Annotated in this window: 8 protein-coding genes and 2 pseudogenes; 1 reads left to right on the forward strand and 9 read right to left on the reverse strand. The window is 66.6% G+C overall.

The features are described from left to right. Positions 1-33: 33 nt before the first annotated feature. From hutH to CCZ28_RS09290, 6 genes and pseudogenes are all read right to left on the reverse strand, one after another. Positions 34-1,566 (reverse strand): histidine ammonia-lyase, encoded by a 1,533-nt coding sequence (gene hutH / locus CCZ28_RS09270; RefSeq protein WP_140217558.1) that lies wholly within the window; start codon positions 1,564-1,566, stop codon positions 34-36. Then, a pseudogene (locus tag CCZ28_RS25085) lies at positions 1,563-1,687 on the reverse strand (hypothetical protein); the annotation flags it as partial. The gene hutH and the pseudogene CCZ28_RS25085, both read right to left, overlap by 4 nt. A 350-nt stretch (positions 1,688-2,037) precedes the next feature. Further along, positions 2,038-2,757 carry an HAD family hydrolase gene (locus CCZ28_RS09275; RefSeq protein WP_140217559.1) on the reverse strand — a complete coding sequence of 240 codons (720 nt, stop codon included), beginning with the start codon at positions 2,755-2,757 and terminating at the stop codon, positions 2,038-2,040. Continuing rightward, positions 2,754-4,448 carry an ABC transporter permease subunit gene (locus CCZ28_RS09280; RefSeq protein ID WP_140217560.1) on the reverse strand — a complete coding sequence of 565 codons (1,695 nt, stop codon included), beginning with the start codon at positions 4,446-4,448 and terminating at the stop codon, positions 2,754-2,756. Before CCZ28_RS09280 ends, CCZ28_RS09275 begins: the two co-directional genes overlap by 4 nt. Beyond that, positions 4,445-5,485, reverse strand: a complete 1,041-nt coding sequence (locus tag CCZ28_RS09285) for an ABC transporter ATP-binding protein (RefSeq protein ID WP_140217561.1) — start codon at positions 5,483-5,485, stop codon at positions 4,445-4,447. The genes CCZ28_RS09280 and CCZ28_RS09285 overlap by 4 nt, the downstream gene beginning before the upstream one ends. A gap of 22 nt (positions 5,486-5,507) precedes the next feature. Further along, entirely contained in the window at positions 5,508-6,521 is a 1,014-nt protein-coding gene (locus tag CCZ28_RS09290) for an ABC transporter substrate-binding protein (protein WP_140217562.1), read from the reverse strand. Positions 6,522-6,787: 266 nt separating this feature from the next. Between CCZ28_RS09290 and CCZ28_RS09295 the strand changes: the two genes are divergently transcribed. Next, positions 6,788-7,597 (forward strand): DeoR/GlpR family DNA-binding transcription regulator, encoded by an 810-nt coding sequence (locus tag CCZ28_RS09295; protein WP_140217563.1) that lies wholly within the window; start codon positions 6,788-6,790, stop codon positions 7,595-7,597. 21 nt (positions 7,598-7,618) lie between these two features. Here the strand turns inward: CCZ28_RS09295 and CCZ28_RS09300 are convergent, their stop codons facing one another. The 3 genes and pseudogenes from CCZ28_RS09300 to CCZ28_RS09310 form a co-directional block, all read right to left on the reverse strand. Beyond that, positions 7,619-8,500: a transglutaminase family protein gene (locus tag CCZ28_RS09300; protein ID WP_140217564.1), complete on the reverse strand. Its 882-nt coding sequence runs from the start codon at positions 8,498-8,500 to the stop codon at positions 7,619-7,621. After that, positions 8,500-10,980 (reverse strand): circularly permuted type 2 ATP-grasp protein, encoded by a 2,481-nt coding sequence (locus CCZ28_RS09305; protein WP_140217565.1) that lies wholly within the window; start codon positions 10,978-10,980, stop codon positions 8,500-8,502. Before CCZ28_RS09305 ends, CCZ28_RS09300 begins: the two co-directional genes overlap by 1 nt. Before the next feature lie 2 nt (positions 10,981-10,982). Next, positions 10,983-14,287 (reverse strand): annotated as a pseudogene (locus tag CCZ28_RS09310) (DUF2126 domain-containing protein). Positions 14,288-14,438 lie beyond the last annotated feature (151 nt).

The following is a 14,438-nucleotide window of genomic DNA, read 5'->3' on the forward strand; positions in this document are numbered from 1 at the left end:
GGCGGCGTGCCTGCCGGGTCGGCCACTATGCGATCAGAGACTCGGCAAGAGTCTCGCCGGCACCAGCTCGTTCAGGCAGCCGCCCGCCAGCAGGGCCACGGCGCGCTCGATGTCCGGGGCGAAGAAGCGGTCCTCCTGGTAATAGGGCACCTCGGCGCGCAACAGACCACGCGCTCGCTCCAGCGCCGGGCTGGTCTTGAGCCCGGTACGGAAGTCCAGACCCTGGCAGGCGCCCAGCCATTCGATGGCGAGGATGCCCCGCACGTTGTCGGCCATGGCCCAGAGGCGCTTGCCGGCGTTGGGTGCCATGGACACATGATCTTCCTGGTTGGCCGAGGTGGGCAGGCTGTCGACGCTGGCCGGATGGGCCAGCGCCTTGTTGTCGCTGGCCAGGGCGGCGGCGGTGACCTGGGCGATCATGAAGCCGGAGTTGACCCCGCCGTTCTCCACCAGGAAAGGCGGCAACTGGGACATGTGCCTATCCATCATCAGCGAGATGCGCCGCTCGGACAGGGCGCCGATCTCGGCCAGGGCCAAAGCCAGGTTGTCGGCGGCCATGGCCACCGGCTCGGCGTGGAAGTTACCGCCGGAAATCACCTCGAACTCCTCGGCGAACACCAGCGGGTTATCGGAGACGGCATTGGACTCTACCTCCAGCACCTCGGCGGCCTGGCGCAACTGGGTCAGGCAGGCGCCCATCACCTGGGGCTGGCAGCGCAGCGAGTAAGGATCCTGCACCTTGTCGCAATTGCGGTGGGACTGGGCGATTTCGCTGGTCTCGGTGAGCAGCGCACGGTAGGCCGCCGCGGCATCGATCTGGCCGCGCTGCCCGCGGGCGGCATGGATGCGCGCATCGAAAGGCGCCCGCGAGCCGAGCATGGCCTCCACGCTGAGCCCACCGCAGACGGTGGCCGCGGCATAGAGATCCTCGGCCTCGAACAGGCCGCGCAAGGCATAGGCGGTGGAGACCTGGGTGCCGTTGAGCAGCGCCAGGCCTTCCTTGGCCGCCAGGGTCAGGGGTTCCAGCCCGGCTATCGCCAAGGCCTCGCTGGCCGGCAGCCACTGGCCACGATGGCGCGCCTTGCCCTCGCCCAGCAGCACCAGCGACAGATGCGCCAGGGGCGCCAGATCACCCGAGGCGCCCACCGAGCCTTTGAGCGGAATATGCGGATAGACCTCGGCGTTGATCAAAGCCACCAAGGCGTCGATCACCTGGCGGCGGATGCCGGAGAAGCCACGCGCCAGGCTGTTGACCTTGAGCCAGAGGATCAGCCGCACCAGGGCGTCGTCCAGGGGTTCGCCGAGGCCGGCGGCATGGGACAGCACCAGCGAGCGCTGCAGCTTCTCCAGGTCATGGGGGGCGATGCGGGTCGAGGCCAGCAGGCCGAAACCGGTATTGATGCCATAGGCGGTACGGCCCTCGGCGAGGATGCGCTCGACGCAACCGACGCTGGCGTCGATGGCCGCGGCGGCACCCTCGGCCAGGACCAGGGTGACGGGCTGGCGATGGATCTCGCGCAACTGGGCCAGGGTCAGGTGGCCAGGCTGCAGGGTCAGGGTGTTCATGGGTGGACTCCAGTGTCGATCATGGGCAGCGTCAGCCCCTGCTCCCGGGCGCAATCAATGGCGGTTTCATGACCGATGTCGGCGTGACGCCTCACCCGGTGGCCGGATCGTTGTGCAGCACTCCGCGCTTGCCTACCGACTCGGCGCAGAAGTCGCACGTCGCTCCCCTAGAGGTGGCCAATCTTCCCCGTACCGCCGTGGAAGCGGATGGGTCCATCGGCCATCGAACAGGATTAGGTTGAGCCAGAGCGGGAGCGTTGCGACTACCAAGGACATGACAGACCGCCTCATTAATGTATATACATTTAACGAGATAAAGCCATCAGGTCAAGCACCGGGAACGGAAAGCACCATCTCGAAAGGTCGGAGCACCCGAGAAAGGTCTATACGTTAGAGATGAAGGGGCCGAAACCCAGGCAAAAAAAAGCGCGACCGCCATGGGGATGCCGGTCGCGCCGCCCTCCCCCGTGGCTAGGGCAGCGCTACGAGTTGGTCCAGATCCAATGCCGCGATGCTGGGCAGGCAAAGGTCGGCGACAGGCGCCAGGGTCTCGCGCCGCCCGGTGCCGCTGAGCACCCCGACCCGCAACCCAGCGCCGCCCGCGGTGGCCATGGCCATGTCGTGCAGATTGTCACCCACCACGGCGATTTGCGCGGGCGGGATGCCCAGCGCCTTGGCGAAGCCCAGCAGCATGCCCGCTTCGGGTTTCCAGCCGTAGCCGCTGTCATAACCCGCCACGTAGCTGACCAGTTCCTCCAGGCCGAAGGTACGCAGCATGAGCCGAATGGCCGCCTCGCTGTCGCTACTGGCGATACCGATGGCCAGGCCCCGCGCTGCCAGCCGTTCGAAGAAGACCCGCAGGTCGGTGACCGGCACCGCCTCGCTGGCGACGCCCTGGAACAGGGTATCCAGCGCTTGGATCAAGGCCTCCAGCTCGAAAGGACTGCCGGCGGCGATCCAGGCTTCGGCAATTTCCCGGGTATTACCGGCGGCGAACAGGCTATCGGCCTGGGTGAGCCCACTGGCAGCATCCATCCCGCCCACCCCCAGCAGACGCTGCGCAAGATCGACATCGCCCGCAGCCGCGAGCTTTGCCGCCCGGCGATTGGTCGGTCCCCAGGACTGGTGGTAGTCGATCAAGGTCCCGTCCTTATCGAACAGGATGGCTCTGATGGGCGTGGTCGTTTTCATCGGATCAGTTTCACGTCTTTGGCGCCGGCGAGCAGCAGGATCAATCGGACGATCAGCAGGCAGGCACCCACCGTGGCCATGATGCACACGGAGAAAGCCGCCGCCTGGTTCATGGCGCCCCGGTCGGACAGTTGCAGCACCGCCACCGAGGCGATCTGGGTGGATGGCGTGATCAGGAAGATCAGTGCCGACAGCGAGACCATGGCGCGCATGAAGTAGAACACCCACACCCCCAACAGCGTCGGCCAGAGAATCGGCAGGGTGACCTTGCGCAGGGTGCGCAACACCCCGGCACCGAGCATCCGCGAGGCTTCGTCGTAGCTCTTGCCCACCTGGGTCAGGCTGGTGTTGGTGATCAGGAACGCCTGGCTGTGGTTGTAGTAGACGTTGAGGATCACCATCGACAGCAGGGTGCCGTAGAGCACGTGCAGCGGATTGACCGGGTTGTTGAGCATCAGCACGTAGCCCAGGCCCAGCACCATGCCCGGCACCGCCGAGGGCAGGATGGCCAGCAGCGACAGCAGCGGCGTGGTCGGGCCGGGGAACTTGGTGACCACGATGGCGCCCAGCCCGGCCATGATCACACCCAGGGTGGCGGTCAGGGTGGCGATCAGGATGCTGTTCCACAGCGGGGTGATGCCATCGGCGAAGTCGAAGGCGTAGTGCTTGAAGGTCGGCGTCAGGTTGTAGGGCCAGAGGGTGACGAAGCTGGTCACCACCACGATGCCGACGATGCTCAGCATGATGGCTGCGAAGCCATAGAGGTACAGCCCGAAGCCCAGGTCACGAGCGCGGTCCGGACGCGGTTCCAGCGGCCGTGACTGGGGTGCGATCAGCGAGGTCTGTCGCCGGGTGATGCGTTTCTCGAGGATCTTGGCGATCATCGCCGGGATCAGGAGCACCACCCCGATCACCGCCCCCAGGGCGAATTGCGCCTGGCCGATCACCTGGTTGTACATCTCGGTGGCCAGCACGTTGAAGTCGCCGCCGATCAGCATGGCGTTGCCAAAGTCGGTGAGCACCAGGGTGAAGCAGACGAAGCAGGCGGCGGCCAGGCCGTAGAGCGTCGGTGGCAGGGTGACGGTGCGGAAGGTCCGCCAGTGGCTGGCGCCCATCACCCGGGCGCTCTCGTAGGGTCGCGCATCGGCGATGGCCAGGGCCGCCGAAAGGATCAGGAAGGCGTAGGGAAAGGCGTAGAAGAGGTTGGCGGTGACGATGCCGTGGAAGCCATAGATGTTGATGTCCAGGCCCAGATAGCGGTTGATGGCGCCATTGCGGCCGAACAGCAGGATCAGCCCCTGGCCCTGTACCAGCGAGGGAGCGAACAGCGGCATCAGGGCGACCAGCCGCAGGAAGCCCTTGCCCTTGACCAGGGTGCGCTGCAGGCCGTAGGCGTAGCCATAGGCCAGGACGATCACCAGCACCGTGGTGAGCCCGGCCATGCCGACGCTGTTGCCGATCAGGCCCCAGAAGCGGGCGCTGGCGAAGGCATTGGTGAAGTTGGCCAGGCCCGTTCCGGTCGGGGTTTCGGTGCTGCGGATCAGGATGGTGGCGATCGGCATCACCAGGAACAGCAGCAGACCGGCCAGCACCACCCCGGTCAGCGTCCAGCGTACCAGCCGGTCCTCGCCGACACGCTTCATGGGCAGTCGGGTCGCACTGGCGCGCTCGGGGATATCGACACTACTCATGACAGCCTCCGCAGGGACAGCATCGGCAGGTGCATGGAGATGGGATCGTCCAGCCGGACCGGCGCGCGGCGGCCGTGCAGTTCGGCCACCACGGGGGAACCGCCGGTGGCCGGTTGCATGGTCACTCGGGTGAGATTGCCCAGGTAGGAGATGTCGGTGACGCGGCCCGCCACGACGTTCTCGCCGGTGCGCTCCGCCGTACCCAGTTCGACATGCTCTGGGCGCAGGCAGACACGCGAACCGCCCTGGGGCCCGGCATCGCGCAGGCGCAGGGGTGCCTGGCCTAGCCAGCTGCGGCCTTGGTCATCGGTTTCGACGTCGAGGAAATTCATGCGGCCGATGAATTCCGCGACGAAGGTCGTACGGGGCCGGTCATAGAGTTCGTCCGGCGTGCCAACCTGCTCGATGCGTCCATTGCGCATCAGCACCACCAGGTCGGCCATGGCCAGGGCTTCTTCCTGGTCGTGGGTCACCATGATGGTGGTGATGCCGAGCTTTTCCTGCACGGCCTTGATCTCGGTGCGCAATTCCTCGCGCACCTTGGCGTCCAGGGCCGACAGCGGTTCGTCGAGCAGCAGCAGCGAAGGCCGCGGCGCGATCGCCCGTGCCAGGGCGATGCGCTGTTGCTGACCGCCGGAGAGCTGGTGCGGCAGCTTTCCGGCATGGGCGTCCAGGTGCACCATCTTGAGCATGGCGGCGACCCGCTCGGCCATTTCCGCCTTCTTCCAGTTGCGGCATTCCAGGCCATAGGCGACGTTTTGCGCCGCCGTCAGGGTCGGGAACAGCGAATAGGATTGGAAGACGATGCCGAAGTTGCGCTCCTTGGCGGTGGTGCTGAGCACGTCTTTCCCGTCGATCTCGATGCGGCCATCGCTGGCCTCGTCGAGGCCGGCGATGATCCGCAGCAAGGTGGTCTTGCCACAGCCGGACGGGCCGAGGAAGCAGACGAACTTGCCCGAGGGAATCTCCAGGGAGACGTTATCCAGAGCCGTCACGCTATCGAAGCGCTTGGTCACACCGCTGATGGTCAGTTTCATAGTGCCTCCGGAAAGCCCTTACTTACCGCTCGTACTTCTTCTGCCAGGTCGCGATGGTCTCGGCACGATCAGCACTTGCCTTGGCGAAGTCCACCGGATAGAGCACCTTGGACACATCGGCCGGCAATCCCGCATCGCGGAAGTTCTTCGGCATCTCGCCACCCGGGATGGTCACGATGGCCTTCCACTTGTAGTAGGCGTTGGCCGCCGCCGGGCTGACGGTCCAGTCCAGGAAGCGCTTGGCGGCTTCCTGATGCTTGGAGGCCGCGACCAGGCCGTTGGTCTCCAGCTCGTTACCGGCGCCTTCCGACGGAATCACCATGGTGATCGGATAGCCTTCGGCGATGTTCTTGATGGCGCGCAGGTCGAAGGACAGGCCGACGGTGTATTCACCGGACGAGGCCACGTTGCACGGCCGCGAGCCGGACTTGATGTATTGGGCGACGTTCTTGTCCAGCGCGTCGAGGAAGGTCCAGCCCTTTTCCGGGCCCATCATCTGTAGCAACGAGGCGATCTGCACGTAGCCGGTCCCCGAGCTGGCCGGGTTGGGCATCACCACCTCGCCCTTGAACGCGGGGGCGGTCAGGTCCTTCCAGGAGGTGGGCATCGGCAGCCCTTTCTGCTTGAGGCGCTCGTTGTTGACGCAGAAGGCGGCCATGTAGCCGGTCACGGCGAACCACTTGCCCTTCGGATCACGGAACTGCTTGGGTACCGCATCGATGCCCTTGGGCTGGTAGGGCTCCAAGGTGGCAGAGATACGCGGATCGACCATGGAGGACGCCGCCATGCCCCAGATCACGTCATGCCGGGGATTGGCCTGCTCGGAAAGGATACGGGCCACCAGATCACCCGTGGACAGTCGGAGCATCTGGATATCCAGATCCGGCATCGCCTTTTTCGCCTCGGCCAGGAAGGCTGCGGCCTCGTCTTCCTCGTAGGCGGTGTATACCGTGATGGTTTCGGCCAACGCAGAGCCAGCGAAGGTCAGCAGGGCCAGGGACAGGGTGGTACGACGCAAGATTCCGAAGCAACGCATGGTGTTTCTCCCGATTGAAATGGCTGGCAGAGGTAAGTAGAGCAACCACAGGAAGAAAGTATTTTTTCTAATATTTATGACAGTACGAATGTTGTTTTAAGAAATTTCACCTGAGGTATTCCAGTCATTTTTGATCAATTGTCGTTTCTGGATAAAAACTCCTATCTTTGCCTCCAAGAACGACAGGAACGATCACTGTCATCCCAACACTGTTACGCTCCAGCCCCACGCCGCTGGATCACATCCCCGCTTGTCCGAGGTCGATCATGAGTTCGTCATCCCCTCTCCCCTCTCAGTCCGAGCAGCCCGAGCTGGGCAAGAAAGGACGGCGTCAGCAGGCGTTGCTGCAGCTTCTCGAAGCGACCAGCTATGTCTCCGTCGAACAGATCGCGGAACGCTTCCAGATCACCACCCAGACCGCCCGGCGCGACATCGCCGATCTCGCTGCCCAGGGGCGCGTGACGCGGCATCATGGGGGGGTTGCGCTGGCGCTGGGCATCGATGTCGTCACCTATCGGCAACGGCGGATCGAGCGGGTGGAGGCCAAGCGCAGGATCGCGCAGGAGGTGGTGGCTCTGATTCCGGATGGGGCCTCGGTGTACCTGGATTGCGGCACGACCTGCGAGGCCATCGCCGACGTCCTGGTGCAGCGCTCGGGACTGAAGATAGTGACCTGCAACCTGCGGGCGGCCTCGTTGCTGGCGGAACGCACGGATTTCACCATCGCCGTGCCGGGTGGCTTCGTCCGTAATGCCGACGGCAGCGTCTTCGGTGAGGGCGCGGCGGATTTCTTGCGGCGCTTTCGCTTCGACCTGGCGATCATCTCGGTCAGCGGCATCGAGATGGATGGCCGCATGGCCGACGACGACCACCAGGAAGTGGCCCTGGCGCGTACCGCCATCGCACTGTCGCGGACGGTGCTGCTGGCGGTCGACAGTTTCAAGTTCGGCCGCAGCGGCCTGGTCGAGTTGGGCAATCTGCGTGACGTGTCGCTGCTGGTCACCGAGGCCGCGCCACCGGCCGAACTGATACCGGTCATTGCCGAAGGCAAGGTCCGGGTACAGGTCTGCCGTTAGGCATCGACCAGGCAGCGGGCGCTACAGGGGTGTTACCGTCACCTCCACCGCCGGATCATGGCTGCCGCCGCCGAGGATCACTCCACGCAGGGGCGAGACATCGGTGAAATCGCGCCCCCAAGCCAGGGTGATGTGTTCGAGATCCGGCAGGACATCGTTGGTGGGATCGAAGTCGACCCATCCGAGCACCGGGCAGTGCACGCTGACCCAGGCATGGGACGCATCGGCGCCGATCAGCCGCGGCTTGCCGGGCGGCGGCCGGGTCAACAGGTAGCCGCTGACGTAGCGGGCCACCAGCCCCAGGCCGCGCAGGCAGGCCAGCATCAGATGGGCGAAGTCCTGGCAGACACCGTGGCGGTGCTCCAGCACCTCGCGCAGCGGTGTCGCCACCTGGGTAGCGGTGGCGTCGAAGCGGAATTCGCGATGGATCTTCTCCATCAGCGCCCGGCAGCCCAGCAGCAGCGGTCGGCCCGCGGGGAAGCAGTCCGCGGCGAAGCGGGCGAAGATCCGGTCGATGGGCACCGCCGGCGACTCGAAGCGGAAGTGGTGGACGTCCAGGGCCACGGTGGCGGCCGGATAGCGCAGGCCGTCGCGCACCTGTTCCCAGGCGGGCGAGTCCTCCAGCCGTAGCCCGGCGCGGGAATCCACCTCCACCTCCAGGTCGGTACCTACGTAGAGTTCGTCGTGCGGACGCTCGAAGGCCAGCCGCGTCAGGGGATTGCCGAAGGCATCGATGGCGTCCTGGCGCTGGGTCGGCGCGGGCAGGATGGCCAGTTGCCGGGACAGGCAACGTTGCCAGGCGCAGTCGCGCGGCAACAGGTGCAGCAATTGCTGCGACAGCGACACCGGGGCCTCGTAGCGGTAATGGGTGTCGTGCTGGATGCGATAGCGAACCTGATTCATCACATGGATACCGTTCGCTGGCTCACGGCGTCGACATGGGCGAAGCAGCGATAGATGACCCGCTCGGACAGCTGACCGCTGGCATCGGCGATCTGCCGCAGCAGGCGCGCCAGGCCCTGCTGCACCTCGACCCGGCCGACGTCGCCGAACAGGGTGCTTTCCAGGGTGCCGAGGTCGAAACGGCGCAGGCGATCATAGGCATCGTTCAACGCCGGGTCGCGCGCCAGGCCGTGATAGCGCTCCAGATGCTCCACGGCATTGATCAGCGCATGCACCTGGAAGCGGATCGAATAGGGGTTGTGCTCGTGCAGCATCAGCAGGTCCAGCACCGGGATCAGTTGGGGCGCCGCCTGGTAGCGGGAGCGGTAGGTGATGATGCTGTTGCCCAGTTCCAGCAGCCATTCCAGCCCGGCCGCATCCCAGGTGGCGCCGCCTTCGAGGAAATGCGCCATGCTGCCGGCGAGGAATTGCACCCGCTCGATACGCCGGCCGATCATCAGGAAGCGCCAGCTCTCGTCGTGGGTCATGTCGTCGAAGGTGAAGCCGGCCACCGCCGCCAGCGCCATCACCAGGCGGTTGAGGCTTTGCAGTGCCTCGCCCGGCTCGCTGCCCACCTGGCCCAGGCCGCGGGCCTCGCGCTCCACCTCGCGGATGGCGCGCCAGTTTTCCGGTGACAGCCGCCCGCGGACCTGGGCCGCGGCCCAATGCAGGCGTTGCAGGTTGGCCCCCAGGCCGCTGGGAAACTCGCCCGGGCCGAGCGCCGCGTGCAGCTGTTCGGCGAGGGTGCCCTCTTCCGGCAGCAGTTCCAGGGCCATGGCCAGTTCGATGGCGGCCTGCACCGCCGGGCCCTGGTCGTCGGCATCCAGGTAGCGACTGAGCACGATGCGTAGCAGCCGCGCGGCATCCTCGCAGCGCTCGCTGTAGCGACCGTACCAGAACAGATTCTCGGCAGTGCGTGAGGGCAGGAAGGGATCCTTGCGTACCAGATCGCGTACGCCCAGGACCCGGGCGCTCGGCACCTCGGTCGCGCTGCGACCGCCACCCAGCACCCAAGTGTCCTTGCTCGAACCGCCGCGCTGCATGGAAACCACCTCGGCGCCTTCGTGGGCGACCCGGGTCAGGCCACCGGGCATCACCCAGTAGCCGCCTTCGCTGGCCACCGCATAGACGCGCATGCCGATGGCCCGCGATTGCAGGCTGCCGCCCTGCCAGACCGGCGCCCGGGACAGCTGGATGCGCTCCTGGGCGACATAGGCATGGGGTCGCGCCTCGATGCGCTCGCGCAGGGCAGCACGCTCCCCGGCATCCAGTGCCTTGCCGAACACCGGCTCGAAGCGCTGGGAAGGATAGGCCGGCTTGATCACCAGTTCGCCCAGCCGCGCCAGGGCCTCCTCCCGCACCGGCGTCTCGCCGCACCACCAGGTGGCGACGGCGGGCAGTGTCAGGGTTTCGCCCAGCAGCGCCTGGCACACTCCCGGCAGGAAACCCAGCAGACCGGGCGACTCCAGCAGGCCGCTGCCCAGGGCGTTGGCCATGATGACGTTGCCCTGGCGCACCGCCTCCAGCAGACCGGGCACGCCCAGGGCCGAATCGGTGCGTAGCTCCAGCGGATCGCAGAAGTCGTCGTCCAAGCGGCGGAACACCGCATGGACACGTCGCAGGCCGCTCAGGGTCTTCAGATAGAGGCAGGCGTTGCGCACCGTGAGGTCCTGGCCTTCCACCAGGGGGAAGCCCAGCTGCCGCGCCTGGTAGAGGTGCTCGAAATAGGTCTCGTTGTAGCGGCCGGGGGTGAGCAGCACCGCCAGGGGCGCCTCGTCGCCGGTATCCAGCCCGGCGCTCAGGGTGCGTTGCAACGCCTGGAAATAACCGTTCAGCGACTGCACCTGCAGGTCGCGGTGCAACTCGGGAAAGGCCCGCGCCACGATATGCCGGTTTTCCAAGGCGTAGCCGGCACCGGAGGGCGCCTGGGTACGGTCCGCCAGTACCCACCAGCGACCATCCGGCGCCCGCGCCAGGTCCACTGCGTAGACGTGCAGCCAGGTATCGCCCGGCGGCCGCAGGCCCTGGCAGGCCCAGAGAAAGTTGTTGTGGCCGAACACCAGTTCGGGCGGCAGCAGGCCCTCGCGCAGCAGGCGCTGCTCGCCATAGAGATCACCCAGCACCCGGTTCAACAGCCGCGCCCGTTGCGCCACCCCGGCGGCCAGCGGCGCCCACTCCTCCGCCGAGATCAGCTGCGGCAGCAGGTCCAGGGCCCAGGGCCGATCGCTGCCCTTGGGATCGGCGTAGACGTTGTAGGTCACGCCGTTTTCCTGGATCTGCCGGGCGATCAGCGCCTGGCGCTGGTCGAGCTGTGCCGGGCGCAGACCGGCCAGGTGGCCGTAGAAGCGCCGCCAGGTCGGACGCACGCCACCGCGGGGGTCCCAGAGTTCGTTGAAGCTGCCGGCCGCCTCGAGGGCGGCACGTGGGGGGGTTGGGTGCATGTCTAGTGCGGTCGGCTGACGTGGGTCTGACGCAGATCCAGGGTGAAGGGCGTTTCCAGACTGCTGTCGAGGGGCAGCGGCACCTGGCGTCCGGGGGTGTGCCCGAAACGGAAGAACCGCGCCAGGCGTCGGCTTTCCGCCTCGTAGGCGTTGACCGGTAGCGTAGCGTAATTGCGACCACCGGGATGGGCCACATGATACTGGCAACCGCCCAGGGAGCGCTGCATCCAGGTGTCCAGCAGATCGAACACCAGGGGCGCATCCACCCCCAGATTGGGTTGCAGCGCCGATGCCGGCTGCCAGGCGCGGAAGCGCACCGCGCCGACGTACTCTCCGACCCGCCCAGTCGGCCGCAGCGGCACCCGGGCGCCGTTGCAGAGCAAGGCATAGCGATCGGGCGCCAGGCCGGTGATCTTCACCTGCACCCGCTCCAGGGAGGAGTCGACGTAGCGCACCGTCCCGCCGATGGCGCCTTCCTCGCCCAGCACGTGCCAGGGCTCCAGCGCCTGGCGCAGTTCCAGCTCGATACCCTTGACCGCGAAATCGCCGTACTTGGGAAAGCGGAATTCGAAGTGCGCGGCGAACCAGGCGGGATCGAAGGCATAGCCGGCCTCGCCCAGCTCGGCGAGCACGTCCTGGAAGTCCTCTTGGATGAAATGCGGCAGCAGGTAGCGGTCGTGCAATTCGGTGCCCCAACGCGCCAGCCGCTCGGGGTATAGGGCTCACGCCAGAAACGCGCCACCAGGGCGCGCAGCAGCAGTTGCTGCACCAGTTGCAGGCGGCCGTGAGGCGGCATCTCGAAGGCGCGCAACTCCAGCAGGCCGAGGCGGCCGCTGGCGCTGTCGGGCGAATAGAGTTTGTCGATGCAGAATTCGGCGCGGTGGGTGTTGCCGGTCACGTCCACCAGCAGGTTGCGCAGCAGGCGGTCCACCAGCCAGGGCGGGCAGTCCGTGCCCGGCGCCGGGAATTGGGCGAAGGCCAGTTCCAGTTCGTAGAGGGCATCGTTACGCGCCTCGTCGACCCGCGGCGCCTGGGAGGTCGGACCGATGAACAGGCCGGCGAACAGGTAGGACAGCGAGGGATGGTTGTGCCAGTAGCTGATCAGGCTGCGCAAGAGATCGGGGCGGCGCAGGAAGGGTGAATCGGCCGGCGTCGCCCCGCCGAGCACGCAATGGCTGCCGCCGCCGGTGCCGGTGTGGCGGCCATCGATCAGGAACTTCTCGCTGGTCAGGCGCGACAGGCGCGCGGCCTCATAGAGGAATTCGGTCTGCTCGACCAGGGCATCCCAACTCGCCACCGGATGGATGTTGACCTCGATGACACCGGGATCGGGCGTCACCCGGAAATTGATCAGCCGGGCATCGCGCGGCGGTTCGTAGCCTTCGAGCACCACCGGGCAGCCCAGCGACGCGGCGGTGTCCTCGATGGCGGCGACCAGCTCCAGGTAATCCTCCAGCCGCGCCAAGGGTGGCATGAACAGGTACAGCCGGCCCTCGCGCGGTTCGGCGCAGAAGGCGGTGCGGACGATGTCGGCAGCCGAGGTGAAGGCCTCCGGGGCGGTCTGGGCGGCTTCCCGCACTGGCCGCGGCTGACGCCAGCGCTCCTGCAGACGGATGGGATCGGGCAAAGGCGCCAGCGGCTGGTTGGGATCGGTCGGATGCAGGTAGGGATAGTCTTCTTCGCGCACCCAGGGCTGGGAATCCAGCGGCAGGCGATAGCCCAGCGGCGAATCACCCGGCACCAGGCGGCACTGTTCCTCCCGCAGGAACCAGGGCCCGCTGCGCCAGCCGTCCTCGGCGGCGGTACGGGCCAGCGGCAGCACGTAGCCCACCACCTGATCCAGGCCTTGGGCGAACACCCGGCGCAGGCGCTCGCGCTCCAGCGGATCGCTCAGCCGCGCATCGCTGGCGTCGACGTTGATCGGCAGACGCTGCTCGCGCCAGAGGTAGTAGAGCCAGTCTTCGAAGGCCGGGAAGCGGTGCTCGTCGGCCACGCCCAGACGCTGCGCCACGCCGCGCACGAAACGCTCGGCCAACTCGGCATCGGCGCCGTAGTCGAGGCGTTCGTCGGCGAGCAGCGCCGAATCGCGCCACAGCGGCTGGCCGTCGGCACGCCAGAAACAGTTGAGTGACCAGCGCGGTAGCTGCTCGCCGGGATACCACTTGCCCTGGCCGAAATGCACCAGGCCCTTGGGCGCATAGTGCTCGCGCAGGCGGTGGAACAACTTGGTGGCCAGACGGCGCTTGTTCGGCCCCAGGGCGGCGGTGCTCCACTCCTCGTCGTCGGGATAGTCGAGAGCGACGAAGGTGGGCTCGCCGCCCAGGGTCAGGCGTACGTCCTGCACCAGCAGGTCGCTGTCCACCCGCTGGCCGAGGGCGAGGATGTCCCGCCACTGGTGCTCGTCATAGGGCCGCGTCACCCGCGGCGCTTCCCACAGGCGTTCCACCGCCATATGGTGCTCGAAGGTGCATTCGCTCTCGCTGACCAGCCCGGAGATCGGCGCCGCCGATGCCGGTTCGGGACTGCAAGCCAGCGGGATATGCCCTTCGCCCGCCAGCAGTCCGCTGGTGGGGTCCAGGCCGATCCAGCCCGCCCCGGGCAGATAGACCTCGCACCAGGCGTGCAGGTCGGTGAAGTCCACGGCGGTCCCCGAAGGACCGTCCAAGGCCTTCTGGTCGGCCGTCAGCTGGATCAGGTAGCCGGAGACGAAGCGGGCCGCGAGGCCCAGGTGGCGCAGCAGCTGCACCAGCAGCCAGGCGCTGTCGCGGCAAGAGCCCGAGGCCTTGTCCAGGGTTTCCTCGGGCGTCTGCACCCCGGGTTCGAGGCGGATCAGATAGGCTACGTCGTGGCTGAGGCGCTGATTGAGGGCGACCAGGAAATCCAGGGTCGGCACCGGTTCACGGGAGATCTCGGCGAGGTAGCGGGTGAACGCCGGCGTGGCCGGCAGGCATTCGCGGAAGGCGCTCAGCTCGCGGCGCTCTTCTTCGGCATAGGCGAAGGGAAAGCGCTCGGCGTAGGGCTCGAGGAAAAAATCGAAGGGATTGAACACCGCCATCTCGGCGACCAGGTCCACTTCCACGCGGAACTCGCGGGTAGACTCGGGGAACACCAGACGGGCCAGGTAATTGCCCTGGGGGTCCTGCTGCCAATTGATGAAATGCCCTTCCGGCTGCACCCGCAAGGCATAGGAAAGGATCCGGGTCCGGCTATGGGGCGCCGGGCGCAAGCGGACGATCTGCGGGCCCAGTTCCACCGGGCGATCATAGGCGTAATGACTGACGTGCTGCAGGGCGACATGGATGGACACAGGGAGACTCCGTTCACCGGTTATGCGGAAAGTTAAGAGCAAATCTCGTGCCCCGGAATCCAGGCAGGGCCGCAAAGGGCCTAACGCGCGGGTCAGGCGACGAACAACCCGGAACTCCAAGCGCCAGCCACTCTACTAAATCGCTAGTACG

The sequence above is a fragment of the Pseudomonas oryzihabitans genome (assembly GCF_006384975.1).
GTDB classification, from domain to species: domain Bacteria; phylum Pseudomonadota; class Gammaproteobacteria; order Pseudomonadales; family Pseudomonadaceae; genus Chryseomonas; species Chryseomonas psychrotolerans_B.